The sequence below is a fragment of the Paraburkholderia sp. CI2 genome, assembly GCF_014201055.1.
GTDB lineage: Bacteria > Pseudomonadota > Gammaproteobacteria > Burkholderiales > Burkholderiaceae > Paraburkholderia > Paraburkholderia tuberum.
Window position 1 is genome coordinate 55,389 of sequence record NZ_JACHDL010000028.1, and the last position, 23,388, is coordinate 78,776.

A 23,388-nucleotide genomic window follows, 5' to 3' on the forward strand; every position below is an offset into this window, starting at 1 on the left:
ACAACGTGGCGCGGCAGCGGTGCTGATTGCGCAAACCGCGAGCTGAAGCGCGCAGGACCTGTTATGGATTGTCGCGCGTCTCGGCCGTGCGTCTGCCCTGGAAGACCGGCAGCCGCCAGCCGTAGCGCAGCGACGCGAGCCGCACCAACACGCAAGCCAACGTCGCGAACCACGGCGTCCACCAGTCCGTCCAGCCCGCGTACGAAAAACCGACCTGCACCGCCGCACCGAACAGCGCGGCCGACGCATAGATCTCGCGCTCGAGAATCGCGGGCACGCGCGAGAGCACGACGTCGCGCATCACGCCGCCGCCCACCGCGCTGACGACGCCGAGCAGAATCGCGAGTTCGGCATTGTGGCCGTACGTGAGCGCTTTCTGCGCGCCCGACACCGCGAACAGACCGAGCCCGATCGCGTCGAAGAACAGCACCGGCTGACGCAGCCGGCGCACCTGCGGATACGCGAGAATCGTCACCGCCGACGCGGCGAGCGCGGTGGCCAGATAGCGCCAGTTCGACAGCCCCGCAGGCGGGATCGCGCCGATGCACAGGTCGCGCACGATGCCGCCGCCGCACGCGACCATGAAGGCGATCACGACGATGCCGAACAGGTCGAGCCGTCGTTGACGCGCGGCGACCGCGCCGCTGATCGCGAACACGAAGGTGCCGATCAGATCGAGAATGGTATAGACGGCGTTTGAATTCACTGAGTCGTTTCGTGTTGGTCGAGCCACGCACCGGCCGCGCACAACATGGCTTCGAGACCCGTGCGCAGGGTCGGGTCGAGCACCGGTGCGAACTTCGGAGAGTGATTGCTCGGAATCTCGTTGAGTTTTTTCGCGGCGAGCGCTTTGCGGAACACCTCGGGGTCTGTGCCGCCGACGAACCAGAACGAGTACGGCACGTTCCATTCGCGGCCGAACACGCTGAAGTCTTCGCTCGCGGCGGCCGGCGGCGATTCGTACGCGCGCTCGCCGAACTGCGCCTCGAACGCGTTGCGCACACGCTCGGTGGTCGCGGCGTCGTTGATCGTCAGCGGATAGCTCGATAGCGTCGTGAATTCGGGTTCGCGCGGCGCGTTCGACGCCGCGCACTCGGCGCAGCAGATGCGGCGGATCGCGCCGAGCATGTACTCGCGCACGTCTTCGTCGTAGGTGCGCATGTTGAGCTTCAGCGTCGCGTCGTCGGGGATGATGTTCTCTTTCGTGCCGGCTTGCAGCGAACCGATGGTCAGCACGGCGCTGTCGCTCGGCGCGATTTCGCGCGACACGATGGTTTGCAGACGCAAGGTCGTCGACGCTGCCATGATCACGGGATCAATCGACGTCTGCGGCTGCGAGCCGTGCGCGCCGCGGCCGAACAGCTTCACCTTGATGCTGTCACCGGCCGACAGGATCGTGCCGCTGCGATAGCCGACCGTGCCCGCCGCGCCGACCATCACGTGCTGGCCGAGAATCACGTCGGGCTTCGGGAAGCGCATGGTCATGCCGTCGTCGAGCATGCTGCGTGCGCCGCGGCCGACTTCCTCGCCGGGCTGGAACACGGCCATCAGCGTGCCGCGCCATGCGTCGCGATGCCCTGCCATCAGACGCGCGACGCCGAGCAGCCACGTGACGTGCATGTCGTGGCCGCACGAATGCGCGACGCCGACTTCGAGCCCGTCTTCGTCTTTCGCCCTCACCGTGCTCGCATAGGGCAGGCCGGTCGCTTCGGCCATCGGCAGCGCGTCCATGTCGGCGCGCAGCATCACGGTGGGACCGTCGCCGTTGCGCAGCAGCGCGACGACGCCTGTCACGCCGACGTTGCGAGTCACGTCGTAACCCAGCTTTTCCACGTAGTCGGCGACGATGCCCGCTGTGCGCACCTCCTGCATCGACAGCTCGGGGTGCGCGTGCAGATCTTTGTAGATCACTTCGAGTTCAGGCAGCAACGCGTCGATCGCGGTCGCCATCGTTTCGATCAGCTTCGACATGGAGGGCTCCTTGTTAGCGTGAGCGCAAGGGAAAGCGGCGCAATGCGGATCGTCCGTCAGGATCTCGCAGGCGGCGCGCTTGCGGACTCGCTTTCGAGCAGGCTGTGCGAAAGCTTGCGGAGCAGACGCTCGAGCGTCTTGCGCTCGTTCTCGCTGAGCGCCTTCGCGAGCTCGACCTCGAGTTCGGTGCCGACCGTTTCGGATGCCTGCGCAACTTCGAGGCCTTGCGCCGTGGCGCGCAACGCGATGCTACGGCGGTCAGACGCATGCATGCCGCGCGCGATCAGTCCGCGCGTTTCAAGCTCGGCGAGGACCTTGGAAAGCAGCGTCTTTTCGATCAGCGCGCGTTGCGAAACGGACTTGGGGGTGATGTCGGGCTCCGCGCAGACGAGGCGCAGCACGCGCAGCGCACGCACGTCGAGATCCCAGCGCTCGCGGTAGACCAGGTTCGCGCGGTTGATCAGCAACGCGCTGGTCAGGTCGAGCCTGAAAGTGAGGAAGTCCGAGTACAAGAAATTGCTCCGCTGTCGACCGTCATACGCAGTGCAGGCATTATAGGCAAGTAGTTGAAATTTTCAAATACTTGCACGGCGCGGACGGCCTGCGCAGTCAAAGCTGTTTGCAATAGAACGTCGTGGCGCACAACGCCCCGTCGGGCATCAGCGCGTAATTCGGCACGCTGCCGACGCGTTGCCATCCGGCGCGCTGATAAAGCCGTTCGGCATCGCCGCCGGTCACGGTGTCGAGCACGAGAACCGATTTCTTCTCTTCCCGCGCGATGCGATCGAGTTCGCGCATCAGAGCGTGCGCGACGCCGCGCCGGCGTGCTTTTCTGTGCACGAGCATCTTCGCTACGTCGGCGCGATGTGGCTGATTTTCGGGTTGCGCGGTAATCAGCTGCACGGTGCCCACGATATCGCCGCTGTGATCTTCGGCGATCAGCAATACGCGCTCGCCACGCGCGACGCTCTCCACGACGTTGCGCCAGAACGCGAGCGCCGTGTTACGCGAGATCGGCAGCATGAAGCTGACCGATGCTCCGCCTTCCACGCAGTCGATCAGCACGTCGGCGAGCGCTTCGACGCAGGCCGAAGCTTCGTTCGCGCCCACGCGCCGTATGGTCACGTTATCGCTCATCCGTTTCTCCGTTCGTTGACTGGCGATGTGGTCAGCGCGACGAGATAGCGCGCGCGTTTGCGAGTGGGGTTACGGAACACGATCGGGCTGTCGAGCCGCATCGCCAGGCAGTCGCCGGTCTTGAGCCGCCAGCTGGTGTCGCCGACCATGATTTCCATCGACCCGTCGAGCATCCACACCTGTTGATGAATGTCCGCGTCGCGCGCGCCGGTTTCGTAACTGACGCGCTGACCGGCGGGAAAGTTGACCTCGACCAACTGGATCGCCGAGCGCGCGGTCGGCGACAGATGACGTCGCACATACCCCGAGCTCGGATCAATCCACACCGCCTGCTCGGTTGCGCGACTGACCGGCGATGGCTCGGCAGCCGGCGCGCCATCCTGCTCGAATAGCGACGCGAGCGGCACGTTCAACGCGGTCGCGAGTTTGTCGAGCACGGTCGCGGTAGGGCTGCTCTGAGCGCGCTCGATCAGCGAGATATTCGAGCGGCTGACTTTGCTGCGCTCGGCCAGCGCATCGAGCGACCAATTTTGAGCGTCGCGCAGTTCTTTGATCCGGCGCGCGATCTGGGCGTTGATGTCCATGTAATCCAGTTTAAGGGATGCAGTTTCCAGTAAACTAGACGGCGGCTTTTTTGTTGTCAATGCGCAAATGCCCACTCACCAATTTGAATAAAAACCCGCACAAAATTGCCGACTCTTTATTCGCTTTGATTCGCTAACTTTCAATTAGCCTGTGTCGGAAAAGCCTTACGCCCCATTACGCATAAAATTACACGTATTGGTATAAATACCGATGCTGTAGTCAGACTACATTCCTACATTACTCACCACGAAGAGTCGCTACAGCCCATCCAGTTGCGCCGATTCTTCTTCCCACAGGCAAACGTTTGCAGTCATCGCTGCATGCCTGTTTTCGCGTCCGTTTTCCATCCCCCGACGCGCTCCGTTGCCCCAGAAAAGCACAATTTCGGAGAGACACCTATGCAGAAGAAACTATGGCCGGCCGTCGCGATAGCGGCGGCCGTGAGCGCCGCTGCGCCCGCCGCTGCGCACGCGGACATCCCCACTCCTGGTCTCGACTTCGCGCCCATGTCGACGGTGCTGAACGCGTTCGCGTCGGCCGCGGCGCATCGGCGCGCGGAAACGCTCGTCAACAAGATGACGATCGACGAAAAGCTGCAGTTCATTCACTCGCAGTACGCGATGTCCGCCGTGCCGGGCGGCGGCGCGGGCTACATTCAGGGCGTGCCGCGTCTCGGCATTCCCGACCTGAACATGGTCGACTCGGCCACGGGTTCGGGCAGCACCAACCAGCCATCGACGACCTTCCCGGCGACGCTCGCGGTAGCGGCGAGCTGGGACCGCGCGCTGTCGTGGAACTTCGGCAAGCAGATCGCGATCCAGTTGCGTCAGCAGGGCTTCGGCATGGGGCTCGGCGGTGGCACCAACCTCGCGCGTGAGCCACGCGGTGGCCGGCTCTTCGAGTATCTCGGCGAAGATCCGGTGCTTGCCGGCGAGATGCTCGCCGAGCGCACCGACGGCACGCAAAGCCAGAAGGTCATCGCGACGATCAAGCACTACATGGGCAACGAGCAGGAACATAACCGCGGCGGCGGCAATAGCCAGATCGACGAGCGCACGATGCGCGAACTCTATCTGCTGCCGTTCGAAATCGCCGCGCGCCGCGCCCAGCCCGGCAGCGTGATGTGCAGCTACAACGAGGTCAACGGCATCCAGGCCTGCGAGAACCCGCACATTCTCAACGACGTGCTGAAGAACGACTGGCACTTCGAAGGTCAGGTGCAGTCGGACTGGGGCGCGACGCATAGCACGGCACCGGCGATCAATGCCGGTCTCGACGAGGAGGAAGACGTCGGTTCGACCGTCTATCTGACGCCCACGCTGGTCAAACAGGCGATCGCGAACGGCTCGGTGTCGACCGCGCGCCTCGACGACATGGTCGAGCGCAAGCTGTATGTGATGATCCGCACGGGCGTGATGGACGATCCGCCGAAGGGTGGCGCGACCATCGACTTCTCGGCCGCGAGAGCCTTCACGCAGTCGGTCGAAGAGCAGTCGATGGTACTGCTGAAGAACGCCAGCAATCAGTTGCCGCTCGCCGCTGGTTCGCTGTCGCGTATCGCGGTGATCGGCGGCCATGCCGACGCGGCGGTGCTGACGGGCGGCGGTTCAGGCAACACGCGCGATCCGGTGACGGGCGCGTTCGCCGGTTGCGGCGGCTTGACGTTCGGCACGGAGACGGGCTGCAGCTGGTGGACCAACCCGTGGCTGAAGCTGAACACGCCGATCGTGTCGGCGATCAAGGCGCTCGCGCCGCAGGCCACCGTGACCTTCGCCGGCAACAGCGATCAGCAGTCGCCGTTTGCCGCCTACACGCAGCAGCAGATCACCCAGGCGGCCACGCTGGCGGCCAACTCCGACGTCGCGATCGTCGTGGTCGCGCAGCCGGCCGGTGAGGATATCGGCGATCTGCCGAGCCTCGGCCTCGCGAATCCGACCAACCAGGATGCACTCGTCGAAGCGGTTGCGGCGGCCAATCCGCACACGATCGTCGTCGTCGAAAGCGGCAACCCGGTGCTGATGCCGTGGAAGGATAGCGTGTCGGCGATCATCGAAGCATGGTATCCGGGCGAAGGCGGCGGCAATGCGATTGCGAACGTGCTGTTCGGCAAGGTCAATCCTTCCGGCAAGCTGCCCGTCACGTTCCCGGTGCGCGACCAGGATACGCCGACGTGGGGCACGAATGGCGCGTTTGCGGCGAACCCGGTGTACGCCGAGAAGCTCGATATGGGCTATCGCTGGTACGACTCGCAGAACATCACGCCGATGTTCGAGTTTGGCTATGGCCTGTCGTACACGCACTTCGCATACTCGGGTCTGTCGGTTCAGCATCTGCCGGGCGGCCTGATCGACGTGTCGTTCAACGTGCGTAACGATGGTCGCGTCGCCGGTGCGGAAGTGCCGCAGGTGTACCTCGGCGTGCCGTATCAGGGTGAACCGCCGCGGCGTCTCGTCGGCTGGGACAAGGTGGGTCTGAACCCGGGCGAATCGCGTCGTGTGCACGTCGTCGTGACGCAGCGCATGCAGAGCGTGTGGGATACGACGAGCAACCGTTGGCTCTATGTGCCGGGCAGCTCGGTGTACGTCGGCGCATCGTCGCGCGACATCCGTCTGCAGGGGCAGGGCTAAATAGTGTGACGGTGTAGCGAATGCGGGCGCGCCAGGTTGCGCGCCCGCCTGTATTGTTGTTTACGCTTTCAGCGTGTTCTTGTAGAACTTTCCATCCTTCATCACGATGCGCAGGTTCTGCTCCGGCTTCGCGATCAGGTCGAGATTCTCGAGCGGATTGCCGTCGACGAGCAGCAGATCGGCGTACGCACCTTCCTCGAGTACACCGAGCTTGCGCGGGTACGGATTGCGGTGCCCGGACAGCGCGAGTAGCTGGCCATTGGTGCCCGTTGCGATGCCCAATGCTTCGGCTGCGCTATACCACGCCTTCATATGCGTGAGCATCGTGCCTTGCCGTGCGGCCACGGCCTGCGAAAAGATCAGGTCCGTGCCGAACGCGACCTTGATGCCATGCTTGCGCGCGAGCTTGAAAACCCTGTCGGTGCCCGCGATCACCTGAAGAAATTTTTCGCGGATCGGTGGGGCGAGCGGACCCGCGTCGTCTTCGTTGACGAACGGCTGCGTGCTCAACCACGTGCCGTTCTTCGCCATCAACGCCGCAGTCCTGTCGTCCATCAGATGACCGTGCTCGATGCACTGCACGCCTGCCGCAACGGAGCGCTGAACCGCTTCGGACGTGTACGCATGCGAGAGGATATAGGTGCCCCAGTCGGCCGCTGTTTCGACGGCCGCGCGCAACTGCTTTTCGGTAAACGTGAGCATGTCGAGCGGGCTGCGCGGCGTCGATACCCCGCCGGCTCCGACCAGCTTGATCTGCGTCGCGCCCTGAATGAACTGCTCGCGCACCCGCAAGCGGACTTCGTCTTCGCTGTCGGCGATCGCGAAGCCACCGTCCCGTTCCAGTTGGGTGACCTGGTTGCCGGCGCGCGGCAGATCGCTCAGCGCACGAAAATCGCCGTGACCCCCGGTGGTCGTGATCATCGCGCCGGACGGATAGATTCGCGGCCCGGAAATCAAGCCGCTATCGATTGCCTGCTTCAGCGCGAATGACGGGCCGCCCGCGTCGCGTATCGTTGTGAAGCCGCGCAGTAGCGTACGTTCGGCTTCAGCGCTTGCCGCAAGATGGACGAAAGCAATGTCGGATTGAAGGATGACCTGAATCGGCACTGCCGCGAGCAGCGCGTGCCAGTGCATGTCGATCATGCCGGGCATCATCACCTTGCCACCGCAATCGACGAGCGTTTTGCCGTCGATCGAAGCCGGTTGACCCCGACCCAACTGGCTGATGCTGTCACCCTCGACAACCATATAGAGGCCGTCACGCAACGTCGACGATTTGCCGTCGAACAAGCGGAAGTTCGTGAACAGCACCGGCTTGTCCGGCGGTGCTGGCGGTTGGGTGGTTTGAGCATTGCCAAGTCCGGGCAGAACCAGGCTCAGCATCGAAGCGGCGAGACCGGTGACGAAGCCGCGCCGCGACAGATCGGCACTGATACGGCGGTTGGCATACTGCGCTTGAGACTTGTCACAAAGACATGAAAACGACGGACCGACTGTTTTATCGCCGATGTACTTTCCTGAAGGCATAGCTCACCCGTAACGTAGATCACCGCGCATCGAAAGCCGCCATCTGACTACATTTCACACCTGGCGACGCGAAAGTCAAGCCCGCACAGATTATCGCCTACGAACGAGGATGGCAAATTCCGCGTCGCTTGATACAAGCATTGAAATTGCATCTATTTCTCGATTACGCGGTTGCAGCATGTAATTGGAAAAATATGCTTGCGACGGGTGAAAAGAACGGGCTATGCTCACGCCACGTATTCTGTATGTGAATCCCCCGAAATAAGGCACGATTCCCTACCCTGCTTGGGGGAGAGATGTGCCAAACAAACGTCCCAATAAAGCGGATGCATCGGCTATTACAAACGTATTTTCTATCATCGCGATTATCGAGCGAGGCGATCGGTCATTCTTTTAACGCCGCTGCAATTAGAAACTCAACTATTTCACAATTTCGCCGCCACTCCATGAATGCCGGGATCGGAAAAATCGCATTCAGTCTTTTTTAATCTTTTTCACGGAGAAACAGAAATGATCGATGTGTCAAAGCCGCGTATGCTCAAGGTGCTGGCGGGGGCTGGCTTGTCGCTGTTTGCGGTCACGGCGATGGCCGACGATACGCTCGGTTTGTCGGAAAGCCTGTTCTCCATCGGCGCGCCGGAAGTGACGCAGGCGCCTGGCGCGAGCGCGAGCCCGTGGCGCTTTGCGGTTGGCGCAGGGGTCGTGAACATGCCGAAATTTCCGGGCGCGAGTGGCACGAAATGGGAGGTGGTGCCGTCGGTGAGCGTGAATTACGACCGCTTCTTTATCGGCGCGAATCCAGACGCGGGCTCGGTGCTATCGCTGGGCGCATATCTGTATCGTGATAGTAACTGGCGCGTCGGCGCGGCGTTGACCTACGATTTCATCGAACCGCGCAGCGAGTCCGACGACTCGCGGCTGCACGGACTCGGCGACGTCAAACGCACCGCGCACGCGGAGCTGTTCGGTGTTTATACGTGGGAGTTCGTCACGGCACGCGCGAGCGTTTTGACCGATGTTGCCGGCAACGATCGCGGCACCGTCGCGACTTTCGATCTGTTGGGACGCTATCAACCCATTGCGCAACTGACGCTCAGCGCAGGCCCGGGCCTGACGTGGGGAAGCGACAAGTACAACGAAACCTATTTTGGCGTGAATTCCGAGCAGAGCGCGCGCTCGGGATTGCCGACCTACTCGGCCAGTTCCGGTTTGAACCAGTTGCGCTTCTCAGTCAACGGGGTTTACCGGATCGCGACGCGTTGGAACGTTGGCGCGAGCGTGTCGTTCGCGTGGCTGCGCGGCGACGCGACCGACAGCCCCATCACCGAAAAGACGAGTCAGATTACGTACGGCCTTTTCGCCAATTACCTCTTTTAGTCGTCCGCCAAAAACGAAGGCCCGCTGCACCCGATCGCGTGGGTGCAGCGGGCTTTCCCGTTCTACGAGTCAGCAAGCGCTTCGTCAATTCTTCTGCGCGAGCAGCGCCTGAATCCTGGCTTCGGTCTGCGCATAGGCGCCTTCTCCAAAGTGCGTGTAGACGATATGACCTTGCTTGTCGATCAGATAGAACGCGGGCCAGTACTGGTTGTTATAGGCATTCCAGGTCGCGTACTGGTTGTCCTGCGCAACCGGATAGCTGATACCGAACCGTTTCAGCGCGGTCTTCACGTTGCCGGTGTCGCGTTCGAACGGATATTCCGGCGTATGCACGCCGATCACCGTGAGCCCCTGATCCTTGTACTTCTGGTTCCAGCTTTTTACGTAAGGCAGCGTGTTGGCGCAATTGATGCAGCTATAGGTCCAGAAGTCGACGAGTACCACTTTGCCGCGCAATTGCTGCAATTTGAGCGGCTCGCTATTGAGCCATTGCGTGATGCCTGTGAGCTCGGGTGCGGGCGAGCCGCTTTCCTGTGGCGCGGCGATGGCGACCGTACTCGTCGCGATCAACGCGCAGGCGGCAAACGCGGTGGACAGTGCGAAGGTTTTCAAGCGGGTAGTCATGTCAAAGTCCTTTGAGTGAGGGGAAAAGACCGGCGAGCCGCGCGTACAGCAGCACGTCGTACTGCAAATAGATGGCGAGGGCGGTCAGCATCACCAGTACGCCGAATACCTGTTGCAGGCGCTCCGCGTGACGTGAGATCACACGTACATGACGCGTCACGTAATGGCCGCCGTAGATGATCGCGAGCATCGGAACCGCCGCGCCGATCGCATACAGCGTGAGCAGCAGAGCCGACCAACCGAGATCCTGAGCCTTCACGACGAGCACCAGAATCGACGCGAGCACGGGGCCGGCGCAGGGCGTCCATACCGCGCCGAGCGACATGCCGAGCACGAAGCCGCCCGCGTTGCCGCTGCCGGGTTGCGTACCTGGCGCAATGGCCGCGCCGATGCGCTCGAGCGGCCCTTGCAGTTGCGCGACGAGCCAGTCGTAAGGTCGCGGCCAGATACGCAGAAGCCCGGACAGTGCGAGCAACGCAATGCCGGTATTGCGCAGTACCTGTTGCGCGACGTGCACGGTGCTCGACACCGCGCCCAATAGCAGCGCGAAAGACGCGAAAGTCAGAATGAAGCCGGCGACGATGAACAGTGGCCGCGTGCGGCTCGGTCGTTCGACGGAAGTGCCGAGCAGGATCGGCATCACCGGCAGCACGCAGGGAGAGGCAATCGTCAGCAGCCCGGCGAGCAGGGCGAGCGGAGTTTCGAGAGTACTGTGCATGATGGGCGTTCCGTTGGCTGGGATGGCCGTATTGGAACGCCCGCACGTATCTGGTTTATGTCGGGGTCAGGCGCGCTTGCAATGTAGTGTGTCTGCGTATGGCGCGGATACATTGCGACACAAATCGGTTGAGGAACCGATGCGCGCGGGGGGCGAGGCGGCGGTAGCCGAACGCTGGCTCAGCGCGCCCTGCGCTTACGCACCGCGGTTCCGGTCGTGGCTGCGACGCTATTTGCGCTGGACGTGGAGAACATCGGCATACGCTCCTCGATCCAGCGCAGCAATTCGAGAGGTCCCGGTGCGAGCGGCCGGCCGGTCTTGACGAGCACACGCGCCTGCGCGCCGGAAAACAGCGGATGCGCGATCGGTATCGTCGTCAATTCGCCGCTTGCGATTTCGCGGTAGGCAGCGAATTCGCCGATCAGCGTCATGAAGTTGTCGACCGTGACGAAGCGCTTCAATGCGCTCAGTGAGTTGGTGGTCAGCGTCGCGGGAATCGACACGTTTTCGGCGAGTTCCGTCATCTTGACGACATGACCGATCCCAAAGGTGGGTGGCATCAACGCGAGCGGCCACGCGCGCAGGTCGTCGAGCGTCGCGGGTCGCTTGCGCTTCGCGAGCGGATGGTCGCTTCTTAGCAACAACACGACCGGCTGCGGCGAACTCGCGCGATGCTCGAGGCGCGCATGAGGCGGCGGATTGTACGCAAGCCCAATATGCGCACGACTTTCGGCGACTTCTTCCTGGATCGCGTCGACCGCGAGCATATCGAGGCCGATTTCGAGTTCTGGATATTGGACGCAGAATGGCGCGAGCACATCGTCGACCAGCGAATCGACGAAGCCTTCGCTGACCGCGAGCCGGATCTGCCCTCGCTGCAGGCCTTTCAACGCATGCAATTGATCTTCGAGCTTCTCCTGCTGCGAACGGTAGCCGCGCCAGAATTCGAGCAGATGCGTGGCCGCTTCGGTCGGCCTGACTCCGCGCGGCTGCCGCTCGAACAGCACCGCGCCGAGTTCGTCCTCGAGCAGCTTGATCTGCCGCGTGATCACGGAGGGTGACGTATTGATGCTTTCGGCGGCGCCGCGGATGGTGCCGTGCGTGAGCACCTCGTTGAAGTAGCGAAGGCGTTGCTGGTTGATCTCGCGCATGTGATTTGTCGATTGCAATTAATGTGTTGCCTACAAGGCAACGATATGTGAACTTAGTTGCTCTTGCTGATGAAGGCTTGCGCTGTCACTATCTATCTCAAGCGTTGCGACAGCGGTAAGCCAGTGGTTCAGTCGTCAAGGCATCTCGTCTCGTTCGATTCGTTTCAGATTGCCATTGAAGTCCGCTCTGCCTGCACGGCGCTCGCATGCGGCTGTGCGATATCGCGCGCGAGCGGACCCGATCAATTCCGTATCAAAGCCTTTGCTTGAAGGAGAACAACCATGTCGGATCAGATCAATAGCCGCCGCCGCTTTCTCGGAACGGCGGTTGCCGGTATCAGCCTGCTCGAATTGGGACTGGGCGGACTCGCGCATGCGCAATCGGCCGACGCGGCCGGCAATGCGAAAGCGGGCGCGCGCGTGGCGTCGTTCGAGAACATTCGCTCGATCAATGCGGGCACGCTGAACGTCAGCTACGCGGAAGCGGGCCCGCAGAACGGACCGGTGGTCATTCTGCTGCATGGCTGGCCTTACGACATCTACAGCTTCGCCGAAGTGACGCCGTTGCTGACGGCGGCCGGGTATCGCGTGATCGTGCCTTACCTGCGCGGCTACGGCGGCACGCGTTTTCTGTCGGCGGATACGCCGCGCAACGGTCAACAGGCGGTGGTCGCAGTCGACATCATCAACCTGATGGACGCGCTGAAAATCGACAAGGCCGTGCTCGGCGGCTTCGACTGGGGCGCGCGCACGGTGAACATCGTCGCCGCGCTGTGGCCGCAACGCGTGAAGGCGATGGTGTCGGTGAGCGGCTATCTGATCGGCAGCCAGGACGCGAACCGCGCGCCGTTGCCGCCGAAGGCCGAGCTCGCGTGGTGGTATCAGTTCTATTTCGCCACGGAGCGCGGCCGCGCGGGCTATGAAGCGAACCGTCATGACTTCAACAAGCTGATCTGGCATACCGCCTCGCCGAAATGGAACTTCGACGACGCCACGTTCGAGCGCTCCGCCGAATCGTTCAATAACCCGGACCATGTTGCCGTGGTGATTCACAACTATCGCTGGCGTCTGGGACTCGCGCAGGGCGAGCCGCAATACGACGAACTCGAAAAGCGCCTCGCCTCCGGACCGACGATCGCGGTGCCGACCATCACACTCGAAGGCGATGCGAACGGCGCCGCGCATCCCGAGCCCGCAGCATACGCGAAGAAGTTTACCGGCAAGTATCAGCACCGCAATATCAGCGGCGGCATCGGCCATAACCTGCCGCAGGAAGCGCCGAAAGCCTTTGCGGATGCGATTCTCGACGTCACCCGCCTTTGATGGAGCCGGCGCGCGCCGGCTTCTTCTGAACGGAACCCCAGCAGTCGAACGTACGGCTGCTGGGGTTTTTTCATGAGCGGGCCATTTGCAACCCACCTGCGACCCGCACGACGCATGCGACGCCGGCCCTGCACGGCAGGTTCGGAAGTGGGTCTTTGTATCGCAATGTATCAACGGCATACGCGGACAAACACGCTTGCAGAAATGGGGGGTGACGAAAACATTGCAGATACGTTGGAGCGTTCTAATGTCTTCACGCAAGGTTGATTCACAACGTTGCGTGTGAATCAGGCGGGACGTCACAGTGTATCTGCGTTGATGGCTTCGCGTCCCGCTCAATCCTTATCCCTGATGGTTCGATACCCGGAGAAGACTCATGAAACTCGTTCAATCGCTGATCGTCGCCGCACTCGTCGCCGTTCCCGTCGTTTCGTTCGCGCAATCGCAGCCGCAACAGGCACTCACACGTGCCGAAGTCCGCGCGCAACTGGTCCAGTTGGAAAAGGCCGGCTACAACCCGGCCAGCGACAACACGCAATACCCGCGGAACATCGAAGCGGCAGAAGCGCGCGTCAGCGCCGGCAACGGCGCTACCGCCTACGGCGGTGTCGCAAATGGCAGCTCGGCTTCCAGCTCGCATGTGCCGATGAAGCATGCGGCCGCGAATGGCGCCAACGACGGCTCGAACGTCGTCGGCCTCGGCGCGATCTACGCGCACTCCTGATTCGTCGATCCCTGAATGTTTTGATACCCGGAGAAGACTCATGAAACTCGTTCAATCGCTGATCGTCGCCGCACTCGTCGCCGTTCCCGTCGTTTCGTTCGCGCAATCGCAGCCGCAACAGGGGCTCACACGTGCCGAAGTCCGCGCGGAACTGGTCCAGTTGGAAAAGGCCGGCTACAACCCGGCCAGCGACAACACGCAATACCCGCAGAACATCGGAGCGGCCGAGGCGCGCATCAGTGCGGGCCATGACGCGGCCGCCTACGGTGGCGTCGCGAACGGCAGTTCCGCTTCGGGCTCGCACGTGCCGATGAAGCATGCGGCGGCGGATCGCGCGTACGACGGCTCCCACATCGTCGGCCTCGGTTCCATCTACGCGCATTCGTGACCGATGCAAATGAGCAGGCCGTCCGCGTGCATCGGCTCACGTCGACGCGCGGACTCCTTGTTTAACTCAACCTGTCGAGACAAAAACGATGACCACGCTGCTGAAAAAAATTCTGGGTTCCGTTCTGTTGCTGGGCGGACTGTTCGCGTTGCAGGCCACGGAGTCCGCTCAGGCGGCGCCGTCCGATGACCTGAAGGGCAAGAACGTCGTTCTCGTACACGGCGCTTTCGCTGACGGGTCCAGCTGGGACAAAGTGATCCCATTGCTCGAAGCGCGCGGCCTGCACGTGGTGGCCGTGCAGAATCCGCTGAGCTCGCTCGCCGACGACGTGGCGGCAACCCGGCGCGTGATCGCGCAGCAGAACGGGCCTGTGATTCTGGTCGGCCATTCATGGGGCGGCGTGGTGGTCAGCGAGGCCGGCAACGACGACAAGGTGAAGAGCCTCGTGTACGTCGCGGCATTTGCGCCGGACAACAGTCAGTCCATTGCCGACATCACGAAGGACCAACCCGCGCCAGTCTGGGCGAGCGAATTGCGCAAGGACTCGGCGGGTTATCTGACGCTATCGACCCAGGCGGTGCTGGACGACTTCGCGCAGGATCTGCCGCTGTCGCAGAAGCGCCTGATCGCGGCGACCCAGCAGCCTTGGGCCGCCGGCTGTATCGACGACAAGGTGACGAACGCCGCGTGGCATGGCAAGCCGTCGTACTTCGTGGTGTCGGGCCGCGACCGCATGATCGATCCGTCCTTGCAACTGGAGATGGCGAAACACATCGACGCGAAGATCACGCGCGTCGCCACGAGCCATGTCGCGATGCTGAGCCAGCCGCAGGCCGTGGCCGACGCGATCATCGCCGCCTCGCGGGCCGCGCATTGAAGCGCGCGCAGTCTTGTCAATCAGATTGCGATTGACGGAATGCTCTTCATGCAGCGCAGCGCGAACATCGAGCGGCTATGGCGAATGCCTGCGATCTTGTTTTTGCTGATCGAGCAATGCGACATAGCCGCGGATATACCCTTCGTTTTCGAGGCTTCAGACAATGGAGATACGGCACGTTTGCGGCTTCACCGGTTCTGTCCCATCAGTACCTCGTCGAATGAAGCGCCTTGGTCGGCCAATCATCAGCACTTTTTGCTGGGCAGTACTTTTGCGCTGATATTCGCGTTGGGCGTGGCATCGGCGGCAATCTTCCCGCACCGTCTGCGTACGGTTCTACAGCGGCCGACGCGGCTGCGCATCGCGAACCGTCTGATGGGGAGCTTGCTGGTAGGGAAGGGCACGCTGATGGCGGCGGTACGCTGACCATGAAACGATCCGCATACCGCCGCCGCGGGAACAACGTCATCCTTATCGTCTGTACCGCGCGATATCAATGGAAAATGAGGTACAGGATGATCAGTACGATCACTGGAACGCCGAGCAGCCAGCCAAGTAGGTAAGGCATGATGTCATCTCCTTTCGTATTGAAGTTCGAATACGCAGGAGTTTCAGCAGGTAGCGTGCCTGGCTCGAAGATGTCGATCTATTCGAGCAATCGAACGACGGCAACCCCGATGGTCCGCGTATCGCGGCTTTAGCCATTGTTCGAAAAGCCGAGCGTCATGTCGGCGAATTTGCCGTCCTTCTGTTCGCGAGCACGATATCGATGCCATAGCCGATTCCCGAACTTGCGCCGGTAACCAGCGTGACCTGATTGGCCAGTAACTTTTCCATCGAGTGCTCCGGCAACGACGAAAAAGCGAAGCCGCCACCTACCGGCACGCGACATCGCGCGGATAGACGGCGGCCCGCCTCATGTTCCAGTCCACTACGCGTGGTCTATATCACACCGGCAACCAGCAGAACGATCACCACGATCAGTACGATGCCGAGTCCACCGGTCGGACCATAGCCCCACGATCGGCTGTGTGGCCACGCTGGAAATGCGCCGATCAGCAGCAGAATCAGCACGATCAGAAGAATGGTTCCTAGCATGTTATGACCTCCGCCTGGTTGAGAGACCTGCTTTATCTACGTTGGCCACAAGGCCGCAGGGTAATCCCTAGGGAGCAAACCTTGTGCCCAAGGTCGATCCTCTAATCAGATCACCGGGACGGCGCGCGGCGCGTGCGGAGATTCTCGAGCCAATTGAAACGGCACCCGTCGCGCTCAAAACCTGAGCCGGGTGCCGTTTTTCCAATTGCGGACACGTCGCGCGTCCTATAGATAGGTTCCGCTGATGCGGCCTTCGAAGATCGCGGTGTTGATGTCCCAATCGTCGACGGTACCCGTGCCGCCACCGTCCACCTTGACGACTACCGAGCGGCCGCCGCGCAGCGTCTTCATCTGTTCGGCGCTCAGCGTTTTCTCGTCGGATGGCTCGCCCGCGCCGGGCGGCAGGTCTTTGATGATCACAGTGGCTTTCATGGCATTTCTCCTTGACGTGGAAAGGCGAGCACAGTGCGGCGCCCGCATCGATTTCTGCAAGGCCTATGCCAATGTGAGGGAACGTGCGCCGCAACATGGAGCGGGGGCCGCGATGCGAAGCCTGGCAAGGTTCCGCGCGATAGCCGCGTTGAATCGCACTGAACACGATCGCGATTGCGCGTCGATGTGTTTGCGCGCGTCCCACGAGTCACGAGCGAATGGTTGGGGCGCAGCGCAGCGTCGCGCGTGGCGAACTCAGGCGTCCAACACTCAATCGCAAGCGCAAACAGAAACGGCACGCGCCATATGCGCGTGCCGTGATGGTGAAACGCCCCGGCGAGGAATGCTAGCGGCGCTGGCGTCTACGCGGCGAGGCTGCTTCCGCGATACGCAGATGCGCGGCCGGAAAGCCCGGCGGGTACTCGACGACTCGCATCGCGGCCGGCACCAGCGGCGCGGCGAGACTCGAGCGCGCGCCGACACGGGCGCCGCCGACGATCGCGGCCATCGCCTCGCGGTCCAGTTCGACGCTTTCGGTCAGATCCTTGATGCTCAGCTTGGCCATGATGGCTCCAGAAAGACGCTCCGGCGGCCAGACCCGTTCGGGTGCCGGCCGCCGTGCTCGGAATGTGTTCGGCGTGTCATTCGTTGTATTGAGGTCTCAACGCACTATCAGTATAGGAAATCCATTCGCGGCGCGCATGGCCGTGGTGTTGCCGCGGCAGTGAAGGAACCCCCAGTCCCCCGCTGCTGCCCCGGCTTACACGGCGGAGTAATTGGCGCCCGACAGGATAGGGTCGACTTTCAGCTTCAGCGGCAGCACGACGCCTGGGCCGATCGAACCGATGTCATTGAGCGCTGCGACGTTGACGATTTGCTGCTGATCCAGTTTCTGAGTGACGTTGACGTTGACGTTGACGTTGGCGATGCCGGCAAGGCTGCCGAGACCACCAAGGCCCGAGGGCATGGGCACGTTGCTGCCGGTGCCGCCGGCGATCCCGGACATGGCCCGGCGGTCGAGTTCGCGCGTGCCGGACAGATCGCGAATCATGAGGGATGACATGGCGTTTCTCCAAAGACGTACGGAAAGCGGACATGAATGGCTCGCGGCGAAGCGGCCCGCGGCTGCGGGCGCCTCGCCGCACCACGCACTATTAGCGGTTGCTGTTGCTCGAATCGATATACGGCGAGAAGTCCGACGTGATGCCGCTGGCGAGCGCAACATCGTTGCCGTTGGCGTTCTGGAAGTTCAGTTCGTTACTGATCAGTTGCGTGGTGGTGCTGTTCTTGACGCTGGTCGGCGCATAGACCGGGGCGAAGCTGTAGTACTTGCTCGGGCCGAAGCCGCCGCGTACGGCTTGCATGGCTTTGCTGTCGAGTTGTTCGGTGACGGACAGGTCTTTGATCATCAGCGTTTTCATGGTGAGTCTCCTGAAAGAAGTTTTCGCAGTGTTGCGAGTGGTTTCGAGCAATTCGTTTGCTCGGACATCACTAACGCACAGGCTGTGCCAGTATTAATCAAGGATCCTGAGGAAATCGGCGAAGCCTTGTCGGATAAGGGTTTTGCGCGTGGATGGACCACCGTGCCGGTCAGCTCGAAGCACGCTGACGCGCTCGGAGCGGTGGCCGCCGTCCGACATCGCGGCGGACCCTGTTGGATGGCGCACGACATTGCGCGAGCCAGCACGCGGCGCGGCGCGCGGCTCATGCCTGGTTTGCGAAAGCGCGGACCGGGAGCTAGTATCGAAACGGCACATGTAACTGGATACGACAGGTTTTCTATCGACCCGCGTGGCGTCGGTCGCATGCGACACGGTCCAGCGGCAACGGTGGTGCTTCGCACAAATGGCTAGCCTTGCGCGTGTGATTCTCGACTTCCAGAGCGGCGAGCTGTCGCGTGACGAGTTCGTCGCGCAGCTCGACAGCGCGTTGGCGACCGAGCAACTCGGTCCGACGCGGCTGCTGGAGATGCTGTACGCCGCGCATCATCGGTCGCCGTTGCCCGACGATCTCTACCTGGAAGTGCGGCGGCGCATCGAGCTGCTGCGCGTGTCGAACGTCGCGGCGGGTGGCGAGGAAACCGGCATCCAGACCACGGTCGATCTACCGTCGCTGCGTTCGTCGAGCGCTGGCAGTGCGGGCGCCGCGAGTACTGCCGGCAGCGCCGCGCACGAGACCATCAAAGGCATCGGCGATACGCTGAACAACCGCTTCGTGCTCGAGGAGTGCCTCGGCGTGGGCGGCATGGGCACCGTGTACAAGGCGCTCGATCTGCGCAAGCTCGAAGCGTCGGATCGCAAGCCCTATCTCGCGATCAAGGTGCTGAACGTCCAGTTTCGCGGCAATCCGAATTCGCTGGTCGCGCTGCAGCGCGAGGCGCGCAAGGCGCAGGTACTCGCGCATCGCAACATCATCACCGTCTACGACTTCGACCGCGACGGGCCGATCGTCTATCTGACGATGGAGTACCTGAGCGGCAAACCCTTGAGCCAGCTGCTGCGCACGCCGGGCTATCAGGGCATGCCGGTGCGGGCCGCGCTGCCGATCGTGCGCGGCATGTGCGCGGCGCTCGCGTACGCGCACGAGCGCGGCTTCGTCCATTGCGATTTCAAACCCGCGAACGTGTTTTTGACCACGAATGCCGAAGTGAAAGTGATCGACTTCGGCATCGCGCGCGTATTCCAGCGGCCTGAAGAGGAGAGCGACGCGACGGTGTTCGATCCCGGCAGTCTGGGCGCGTTGACGCCGGCCTATGCGAGCCCGGAGATGATCGAGCATCGCGAGCCGGACCCGCGCGACGATATCTACGCGCTTGGCTGCATCACGTACGAGCTGTTGACGGGACATCATCCGTTCGATCGCCTGTCGGCCACGCAGGCGCGCAATGCCGATTTCAAGCCGCAGCGTCCGGCGAATCTCGATGCGCGACAGTGGCGCGCGTTGCGTGCCGCGTTGTCGTTCGATCGCAATACGCGGATACCGAGCGTCGTGCGCTTTATCGCCGAGTTCGACAATGAAGCGCGCGCGGAGAAGTCCGGGACGCTCGCGTGGGTCGGGCTCGCTGGCCTCGCCATCGTGTGCGCGGTCACCGTGGGCGTGTTCGCTTTTCGCTCGGGGTCCAGCCGGCAGCACGCCGCACAAACCGAGGCGGCGCGATCGCAGGGCGATCAGGTCGATCGGGCGGCTGGGGCGTCCGCTGTCGCGCCTGCAACGAATGTCGCGCAGACAACGCCTCCTCCGGCGCCCGCGCCGAAGCCCGCGTTGACGCTCGCCGCGATCACGCCCACGCTTGCCCAGGTGCCGTGTTCGGCTTTATCGGGCGCGGTGCAGGACCACGCACTGACGGTACGCGGTTTCCTGTCGCAGCGATACGGTGCCGCGCATCTGAAGGAGACGTTGGCGGCGCTGCCTGGCGTCGATACGGTTTCGCTAGACGTGCGGCCGCTCGCCGACGATAAATGCGACTTCGTCAAAACGCTCGCGCCGTTTCTGGTGCGCAACTGGCAGGCGGGGCGCGTGGCGTCGCTGCAGATGCGTCCGCCAAGCGGTTTTCTCACCGAGAACGACTCGCTGGTGGTCGACCTGAAAGCCCCGCCGTTCGATTCCTTTGCGACCGTCGACTACTACCAGCTAGATGGCCACGTCGTGCACATGGTGCCCAGTCGTCTGTGGCCGGACAATCAGATGCAGGCGAACGGCGGTCCGTACACGATCGGCAGCAATGCGGGCGATTGGACCGTATCGAAGCCGTTCGGCTCGGAAATGGTGGTGCTGGTGGTGACGCCGGTGCCGCTGTTCGACAAGCTGCGCCCGGAAAGCGAAGCGCGCGCCGATTATCTGCGCGCGCTCGAGACCCGGCTCAAGCAGATTGGCGGTCAATACGGGCAGGATCGCCTGTTGGCGGACTTCGCCCCGATTACGACCAGACCCGCGACGCGATGATCCGTCAGGGAGCCAATCGACACGGCTTTTAGTGCAGATCCTTGACGACGCGAAAACCGTTCTGCGATTGGCGCACGCCCGCGCTGTATTTGAAGCGCGTCGCGCTGAGCATGTAGTCGCCGCCTTCGCGCCATGAGCCGCCGCGAATCGCGCGCATCTCGCAGCCGGGCGAGTCCCACGCGTGGCCATCGACGGGCGCGCCCTGATAGGTGTTGTGCCAGCAGTCGGCGGTCCATTCCCAGACGCCGCCGTTCATGTCGTACAGACCCAGCGGATTCGCGGCGAACGAGCCGACGTTTTCCGGGCCTTCCTTGTGCCACGGGTCGCCGCAGTCCTTGCAATTGGCGTTGCCCTTGCGCATCTGCTCGCCCCACCAGTACGCGGTCGTGGTGCCGGCGCGGTCCGCGTATTCCCATTCGGCTTCGGTCGGCAGACGGTACGGTTTGCCGGTCGTTTTGGCGAGCCACTTGACGTACTGCTGCGCGTCGTCCCAACTGAGATCACGCGCGGGTGCGGTCTTGATGCTATTGCTCTGCGGCGTCAGCTTCTGGCAGGCGCCGGCGGCGACGCACGCATTCCATTGCTCGACCGTCACGGGGAATTTACCGATCGCGAAGGGCGCGCCAATGCTCACGTGATGCACGGGCTTTTCCGACGGATCGTCGGTATTGCTGCCCATTGCGAACGAGCCGGCGGGTACCGCGACCATGACCGGACAAGCCGCGCAGTCGCGGATTTCACCGGCCGTCGGGGGATGGGCGACGGTCTTTTCGGCGAATGGCGCCGCGGCGGCCGTGGCGGGCGGCGTTGGCGATGGCGCGGCGGCGGGGCGCGGTGGCGGCGCGGCTGCGCTGGCTTGCGTCGCGGGATGCATGACGTGGGCAGGCGGCGTGGGTGGCGCGACGTGACCGCTCTGCGTCGCGGGCGCGGCTGGCGGTGCAGCCGGCGCGGCGCTCACCGCGGGAGCCGATGCCGCCGCGCGCAATCGATCGATACGCGCATGCGCGAGTGTGGCGAAGCGGCCATTCGGATAGGCCTTCAGATAAGCCTCGTAATCGGCTGGGTAGTTGCTGTCCTTGATCGAATCCCAGAACGTGATTTCGTATTGTTCGCCGCTTTCCTTGGGCATGATGCCGCGACTGCGCGGCGTGATGGCGCGACGCTCTGACGTATTCGACGACTCGATAGCGCCTTCGCCACTTGTGGGAATGGATGAACGCGCGACAGAGAGCCACGGTTGCTGCGTTCCGCGTGTAGCGGCGCGTACTTCGGCGCCGACCTGTCGGAACAGCGCGGCGAGCGATCGGGACGATGCGTCGGCGTCGTTGAGCGCTTGCAGCAAGGCATCGGTATAGACGCCATGGCGCGGACCGTCCGCCGCGAAACCGCCCGGTGCGGTTGCATAGGCAATCACGGTGTTGGCAGCGATCCTCGGTTTATCGATCGCAACCGCGGCGGGGGCAAATGGATTGTCGAGGCACGTATCGAGAATCACGAGATTGAGCCGGCCGGCACGGGCGGATTGCATCGCATGCAAAACGGTATTCAGATCGACGCCGTTATTCAGTAGCGACACCGGCGCGCGGATGTCGGCTCGCGCATCGAGTCCCGCCGGCAAAAGCAGCGTTTGTGCGCCTACCTGCATGCCGTGTCCGGCGAAATAGAACACTCCGATATCGCCTGTTTGCAATCGTCGTTGAAATTCGTCGATGGCCGCGCGCATTTGCGGCGGCGTAGCATTCGTGCGCGTGATGACTTCGAAGCCACGCGCACGGAGCGCAGCGCCGATCGATTCGGCGTCGCGCGGCGCGTTGGCGCGGATCGGGTTAGTGGCGTCACCGTACTCGCCATTTCCGATCACGAGCGCGACACGCCGCGAATGCGTGTCGTCGCGTGACGAAGCAAAGGGTGAAGGGAGCAAAGCGGTGTCCGCCGGCCGCGCCGGATGACTCGCTACCCAAGCCGGGCTCGGCTCGATGCTTTCACGTTGCGTCGCGGCATCGGCACTGTCCCACTGCGCCTGGATTGCCCCAACCATGCACACCAGCAGGAATTGTCGCCACATCTTTATATCCTGTTTGTACCGGACAGAGTTCAGGCATTCGTGCACCACGCTCGCGCTGCCTGCGCTCTTGATTAACGATAGCACGCGCTTTGCGTCACAACTGTCCGGGAGTCCTTAACGCGTCATACGGTTAACGAGCATTGCGTATCTTTTTGGCAAGATACGTCCTAAGCTGATTCACAAAGTCACGTCACACGGTCGTTTTAACTAGGTGGCTGCCTGCCGGATTCAACCCGCGACGTGCCGCTCGAACACCCGGAAGGTCATCGATAGCCGGGCCCAAGCCATGACTCCTGTTCGGGAGAGTGCGCTATGCGAAGAACCCGTGTTTCCTTTCTTTTCGGCAGTCGTGATCCGGCGCAAGCGCGTCGCGGCGGATTACGCGCGGCGGTGTGCGCGACGCTCGTCGCGGTCTGCCTCGGTATCGGCACTGGCGGCGTTGCGCGCGCCGAGCGGACACCGTCTCCGCCGGGGGCCGAGGAGTACATCATCTGGCCGTCGGATGGCGCGGTGATTCACGGCGGCAAGCTGTGGGTGCGCATGGGGCTGCGCAATATGGGCGTGTGTCCGAAGGGCGTCGCGTTTCCGAATACCGGCCACCATCATCTTCTGATCGACACGGATTTGCCCGCGCTCGATCAGGAGATTCCATCGGATCGCCAGCACCTGCATTTCGGCGCGGGCGAAACCGACGCGCGCATCGAGTTGCCGCCCGGCAAGCACACGCTGCAGCTGATTCTCGGCGACCATAATCACGTGCCGCACGTGCCGCCCGTGTATTCGAAGAAGATCACCATCACCGTGCTAAAGAACTAACGCGGT

At 62.6% G+C, this 23,388-nt stretch carries 23 protein-coding genes and 3 pseudogenes; 8 read left to right on the forward strand and 18 right to left on the reverse strand.

The features are described from left to right. Positions 1-61 precede the first annotated feature (61 nt). From HDG32_RS29815 to HDG32_RS29835, 5 genes are all read right to left on the reverse strand, one after another. A complete protein-coding gene (locus HDG32_RS29815; RefSeq protein ID WP_184072806.1) occupies positions 62-706 on the reverse strand; it encodes a trimeric intracellular cation channel family protein in 645 nt (214 codons plus the stop codon). Further along, positions 703-1,971 carry a M20 family metallopeptidase gene (locus tag HDG32_RS29820; protein ID WP_184072808.1) on the reverse strand — a complete coding sequence of 423 codons (1,269 nt, stop codon included), beginning with the start codon at positions 1,969-1,971 and terminating at the stop codon, positions 703-705. Before HDG32_RS29820 ends, HDG32_RS29815 begins: the two co-directional genes overlap by 4 nt. Positions 1,972-2,027: 56 nt before the next feature. Further along, positions 2,028-2,483: a MarR family winged helix-turn-helix transcriptional regulator gene (locus tag HDG32_RS29825; protein ID WP_184072810.1), complete on the reverse strand. Its 456-nt coding sequence runs from the start codon at positions 2,481-2,483 to the stop codon at positions 2,028-2,030. 97 nt (positions 2,484-2,580) lie between these two features. Continuing rightward, positions 2,581-3,108, reverse strand: coding sequence for a GNAT family N-acetyltransferase (locus tag HDG32_RS29830; RefSeq protein WP_184072812.1), 528 nt, complete (start codon positions 3,106-3,108; stop codon positions 2,581-2,583). After that, the gene (locus tag HDG32_RS29835; RefSeq protein WP_184072814.1) at positions 3,105-3,692 is read right to left on the reverse strand and encodes a helix-turn-helix domain-containing protein; all 588 of its coding nucleotides are present in this window, start codon (positions 3,690-3,692) and stop codon (positions 3,105-3,107) included. The genes HDG32_RS29830 and HDG32_RS29835 overlap by 4 nt, the downstream gene beginning before the upstream one ends. Positions 3,693-4,091: 399 nt before the next feature. Here HDG32_RS29835 and HDG32_RS29840 point away from each other — a divergent pair, with 399 nt between their 5' ends. Continuing rightward, positions 4,092-6,320, forward strand: a complete 2,229-nt coding sequence (locus HDG32_RS29840; RefSeq protein WP_184072816.1) for a beta-glucosidase — start codon at positions 4,092-4,094, stop codon at positions 6,318-6,320. A 60-nt stretch (positions 6,321-6,380) separates the two neighbouring features. Here HDG32_RS29840 and HDG32_RS29845 read toward each other — a convergent pair whose 3' ends face one another. After that, on the reverse strand, positions 6,381-7,847 hold the full coding sequence (locus tag HDG32_RS29845) for an amidohydrolase family protein (RefSeq protein WP_260336643.1): 1,467 nt from the start codon (positions 7,845-7,847) through the stop codon (positions 6,381-6,383). A 510-nt stretch (positions 7,848-8,357) separates the two neighbouring features. On the opposite strand from HDG32_RS29845, the gene HDG32_RS29850 reads away from it, so the two are divergent. Then, positions 8,358-9,224, forward strand: a complete 867-nt coding sequence (locus tag HDG32_RS29850) for a MipA/OmpV family protein (RefSeq protein WP_184072818.1) — start codon at positions 8,358-8,360, stop codon at positions 9,222-9,224. Between the two features lie 84 nt (positions 9,225-9,308). On the opposite strand, the gene HDG32_RS29855 is transcribed toward HDG32_RS29850, so the two are convergent. From HDG32_RS29855 to HDG32_RS29865, 3 genes are all read right to left on the reverse strand, one after another. Beyond that, a complete protein-coding gene (locus tag HDG32_RS29855; RefSeq protein WP_184024470.1) occupies positions 9,309-9,848 on the reverse strand; it encodes a thioredoxin family protein in 540 nt (179 codons plus the stop codon). Between the two features lies 1 nt (position 9,849). Continuing rightward, complete coding sequence (locus HDG32_RS29860) at positions 9,850-10,566, reverse strand: cytochrome c biogenesis CcdA family protein (protein WP_184072820.1); 717 nt, start codon at positions 10,564-10,566, stop codon at positions 9,850-9,852. A gap of 179 nt (positions 10,567-10,745) precedes the next feature. Next, positions 10,746-11,717, reverse strand: a complete 972-nt coding sequence (locus tag HDG32_RS29865; protein ID WP_184072822.1) for a LysR family transcriptional regulator — start codon at positions 11,715-11,717, stop codon at positions 10,746-10,748. A gap of 282 nt (positions 11,718-11,999) precedes the next feature. Between HDG32_RS29865 and HDG32_RS29870 the strand changes: the two genes are divergently transcribed. The 4 genes from HDG32_RS29870 (at position 12,000) to HDG32_RS29885 (ending at position 15,029) form a co-directional block, all read left to right on the forward strand. Next, entirely contained in the window at positions 12,000-13,040 is a 1,041-nt protein-coding gene (locus HDG32_RS29870; RefSeq protein ID WP_184072823.1) for an alpha/beta fold hydrolase, read from the forward strand. Positions 13,041-13,416: 376 nt separating this feature from the next. After that, the gene (locus HDG32_RS29875) at positions 13,417-13,764 is read left to right on the forward strand and encodes a DUF4148 domain-containing protein (protein ID WP_184072826.1); all 348 of its coding nucleotides are present in this window, start codon (positions 13,417-13,419) and stop codon (positions 13,762-13,764) included. Between the two features lie 40 nt (positions 13,765-13,804). Next, on the forward strand, positions 13,805-14,152 hold the full coding sequence (locus tag HDG32_RS29880; RefSeq protein ID WP_184072828.1) for a DUF4148 domain-containing protein: 348 nt from the start codon (positions 13,805-13,807) through the stop codon (positions 14,150-14,152). Positions 14,153-14,240: 88 nt separating this feature from the next. Next, entirely contained in the window at positions 14,241-15,029 is a 789-nt protein-coding gene (locus tag HDG32_RS29885; RefSeq protein WP_184072831.1) for an alpha/beta fold hydrolase, read from the forward strand. A gap of 20 nt (positions 15,030-15,049) precedes the next feature. On the opposite strand, the pseudogene HDG32_RS37320 reads toward HDG32_RS29885, so the two are convergent. From HDG32_RS37320 to HDG32_RS29920, 7 genes and pseudogenes are all read right to left on the reverse strand, one after another. After that, a pseudogene (locus HDG32_RS37320) lies at positions 15,050-15,127 on the reverse strand (AsnC family transcriptional regulator); the annotation flags it as partial. Between the two features lie 652 nt (positions 15,128-15,779). Further along, a pseudogene (locus tag HDG32_RS29895) lies at positions 15,780-15,866 on the reverse strand (sugar dehydrogenase); the annotation flags it as partial. Between the two features lie 105 nt (positions 15,867-15,971). Further along, positions 15,972-16,127: a DUF3309 family protein gene (locus tag HDG32_RS29900; RefSeq protein WP_018423731.1), complete on the reverse strand. Its 156-nt coding sequence runs from the start codon at positions 16,125-16,127 to the stop codon at positions 15,972-15,974. 225 nt (positions 16,128-16,352) lie between these two features. Beyond that, positions 16,353-16,559, reverse strand: coding sequence for a hypothetical protein (locus tag HDG32_RS29905; protein ID WP_184072833.1), 207 nt, complete (start codon positions 16,557-16,559; stop codon positions 16,353-16,355). Between the two features lie 346 nt (positions 16,560-16,905). Then, positions 16,906-17,124 (reverse strand): hypothetical protein, encoded by a 219-nt coding sequence (locus HDG32_RS29910; protein ID WP_184005151.1) that lies wholly within the window; start codon positions 17,122-17,124, stop codon positions 16,906-16,908. A gap of 195 nt (positions 17,125-17,319) precedes the next feature. Beyond that, the gene (locus tag HDG32_RS29915) at positions 17,320-17,622 is read right to left on the reverse strand and encodes a hypothetical protein (RefSeq protein ID WP_184072834.1); all 303 of its coding nucleotides are present in this window, start codon (positions 17,620-17,622) and stop codon (positions 17,320-17,322) included. A gap of 91 nt (positions 17,623-17,713) precedes the next feature. Further along, on the reverse strand, positions 17,714-17,980 hold the full coding sequence (locus HDG32_RS29920; RefSeq protein ID WP_184072836.1) for a hypothetical protein: 267 nt from the start codon (positions 17,978-17,980) through the stop codon (positions 17,714-17,716). 424 nt (positions 17,981-18,404) lie between these two features. Between HDG32_RS29920 and HDG32_RS29925 the strand changes: the two genes are divergently transcribed. Beyond that, a complete protein-coding gene (locus HDG32_RS29925; RefSeq protein WP_184072838.1) occupies positions 18,405-20,501 on the forward strand; it encodes a serine/threonine protein kinase in 2,097 nt (698 codons plus the stop codon). Between the two features lie 28 nt (positions 20,502-20,529). Here the strand turns inward: HDG32_RS29925 and HDG32_RS37325 are convergent, their stop codons facing one another. Further along, positions 20,530-21,630 (reverse strand): formylglycine-generating enzyme family protein, encoded by a 1,101-nt coding sequence (locus HDG32_RS37325; RefSeq protein WP_409340059.1) that lies wholly within the window; start codon positions 21,628-21,630, stop codon positions 20,530-20,532. Positions 21,631-21,735: 105 nt separating this feature from the next. Then, positions 21,736-22,566, reverse strand: a pseudogene (locus HDG32_RS37330) (caspase domain-containing protein); the annotation flags it as partial. A 312-nt stretch (positions 22,567-22,878) separates the two neighbouring features. Between HDG32_RS37330 and HDG32_RS29935 the strand changes: the two are divergent. Then, a complete protein-coding gene (locus HDG32_RS29935) occupies positions 22,879-23,382 on the forward strand; it encodes a DUF4399 domain-containing protein (protein WP_184024527.1) in 504 nt (167 codons plus the stop codon). Positions 23,383-23,388 lie beyond the last annotated feature (6 nt).

What these genes read in the sequence shown, in the direction of transcription:
- HDG32_RS29820 (WP_184072808.1), bottom strand. Translation starts at nt 1,971, where the DNA reads ATGTCGAAGCTGATCGAAACGATGGCGACCGCGATCGACGCGTTGCTG.
- HDG32_RS29830 (WP_184072812.1), bottom strand. Translation starts at nt 3,108, where the DNA reads ATGAGCGATAACGTGACCATACGGCGCGTGGGCGCGAACGAAGCTTCG.
- HDG32_RS29835 (WP_184072814.1), bottom strand. Translation starts at nt 3,692, where the DNA reads ATGGACATCAACGCCCAGATCGCGCGCCGGATCAAAGAACTGCGCGAC.
- HDG32_RS29840 (WP_184072816.1), top strand. Translation starts at nt 4,092, where the DNA reads ATGCAGAAGAAACTATGGCCGGCCGTCGCGATAGCGGCGGCCGTGAGC.
- HDG32_RS29845 (WP_260336643.1), bottom strand. Translation starts at nt 7,847, where the DNA reads ATGCCTTCAGGAAAGTACATCGGCGATAAAACAGTCGGTCCGTCGTTT.
- HDG32_RS29850 (WP_184072818.1), top strand. Translation starts at nt 8,358, where the DNA reads ATGATCGATGTGTCAAAGCCGCGTATGCTCAAGGTGCTGGCGGGGGCT.
- HDG32_RS29855 (WP_184024470.1), bottom strand. Translation starts at nt 9,848, where the DNA reads ATGACTACCCGCTTGAAAACCTTCGCACTGTCCACCGCGTTTGCCGCC.
- HDG32_RS29860 (WP_184072820.1), bottom strand. Translation starts at nt 10,566, where the DNA reads ATGCACAGTACTCTCGAAACTCCGCTCGCCCTGCTCGCCGGGCTGCTG.
- HDG32_RS29865 (WP_184072822.1), bottom strand. Translation starts at nt 11,717, where the DNA reads ATGCGCGAGATCAACCAGCAACGCCTTCGCTACTTCAACGAGGTGCTC.
- HDG32_RS29870 (WP_184072823.1), top strand. Translation starts at nt 12,000, where the DNA reads ATGTCGGATCAGATCAATAGCCGCCGCCGCTTTCTCGGAACGGCGGTT.
- HDG32_RS29875 (WP_184072826.1), top strand. Translation starts at nt 13,417, where the DNA reads ATGAAACTCGTTCAATCGCTGATCGTCGCCGCACTCGTCGCCGTTCCC.
- HDG32_RS29880 (WP_184072828.1), top strand. Translation starts at nt 13,805, where the DNA reads ATGAAACTCGTTCAATCGCTGATCGTCGCCGCACTCGTCGCCGTTCCC.
- HDG32_RS29885 (WP_184072831.1), top strand. Translation starts at nt 14,241, where the DNA reads ATGACCACGCTGCTGAAAAAAATTCTGGGTTCCGTTCTGTTGCTGGGC.
- HDG32_RS29900 (WP_018423731.1), bottom strand. Translation starts at nt 16,127, where the DNA reads ATGCTAGGAACCATTCTTCTGATCGTGCTGATTCTGCTGCTGATCGGC.
- HDG32_RS29905 (WP_184072833.1), bottom strand. Translation starts at nt 16,559, where the DNA reads ATGAAAGCCACTGTGATCATCAAAGACCTGCCGCCCGGCGCGGGCGAG.
- HDG32_RS29910 (WP_184005151.1), bottom strand. Translation starts at nt 17,124, where the DNA reads ATGGCCAAGCTGAGCATCAAGGATCTGACCGAAAGCGTCGAACTGGAC.
- HDG32_RS29915 (WP_184072834.1), bottom strand. Translation starts at nt 17,622, where the DNA reads ATGTCATCCCTCATGATTCGCGATCTGTCCGGCACGCGCGAACTCGAC.
- HDG32_RS29920 (WP_184072836.1), bottom strand. Translation starts at nt 17,980, where the DNA reads ATGAAAACGCTGATGATCAAAGACCTGTCCGTCACCGAACAACTCGAC.
- HDG32_RS29925 (WP_184072838.1), top strand. Translation starts at nt 18,405, where the DNA reads ATGGCTAGCCTTGCGCGTGTGATTCTCGACTTCCAGAGCGGCGAGCTG.
- HDG32_RS37325 (WP_409340059.1), bottom strand. Translation starts at nt 21,630, where the DNA reads ATGCCCAAGGAAAGCGGCGAACAATACGAAATCACGTTCTGGGATTCG.
- HDG32_RS29935 (WP_184024527.1), top strand. Translation starts at nt 22,879, where the DNA reads ATGCGAAGAACCCGTGTTTCCTTTCTTTTCGGCAGTCGTGATCCGGCG.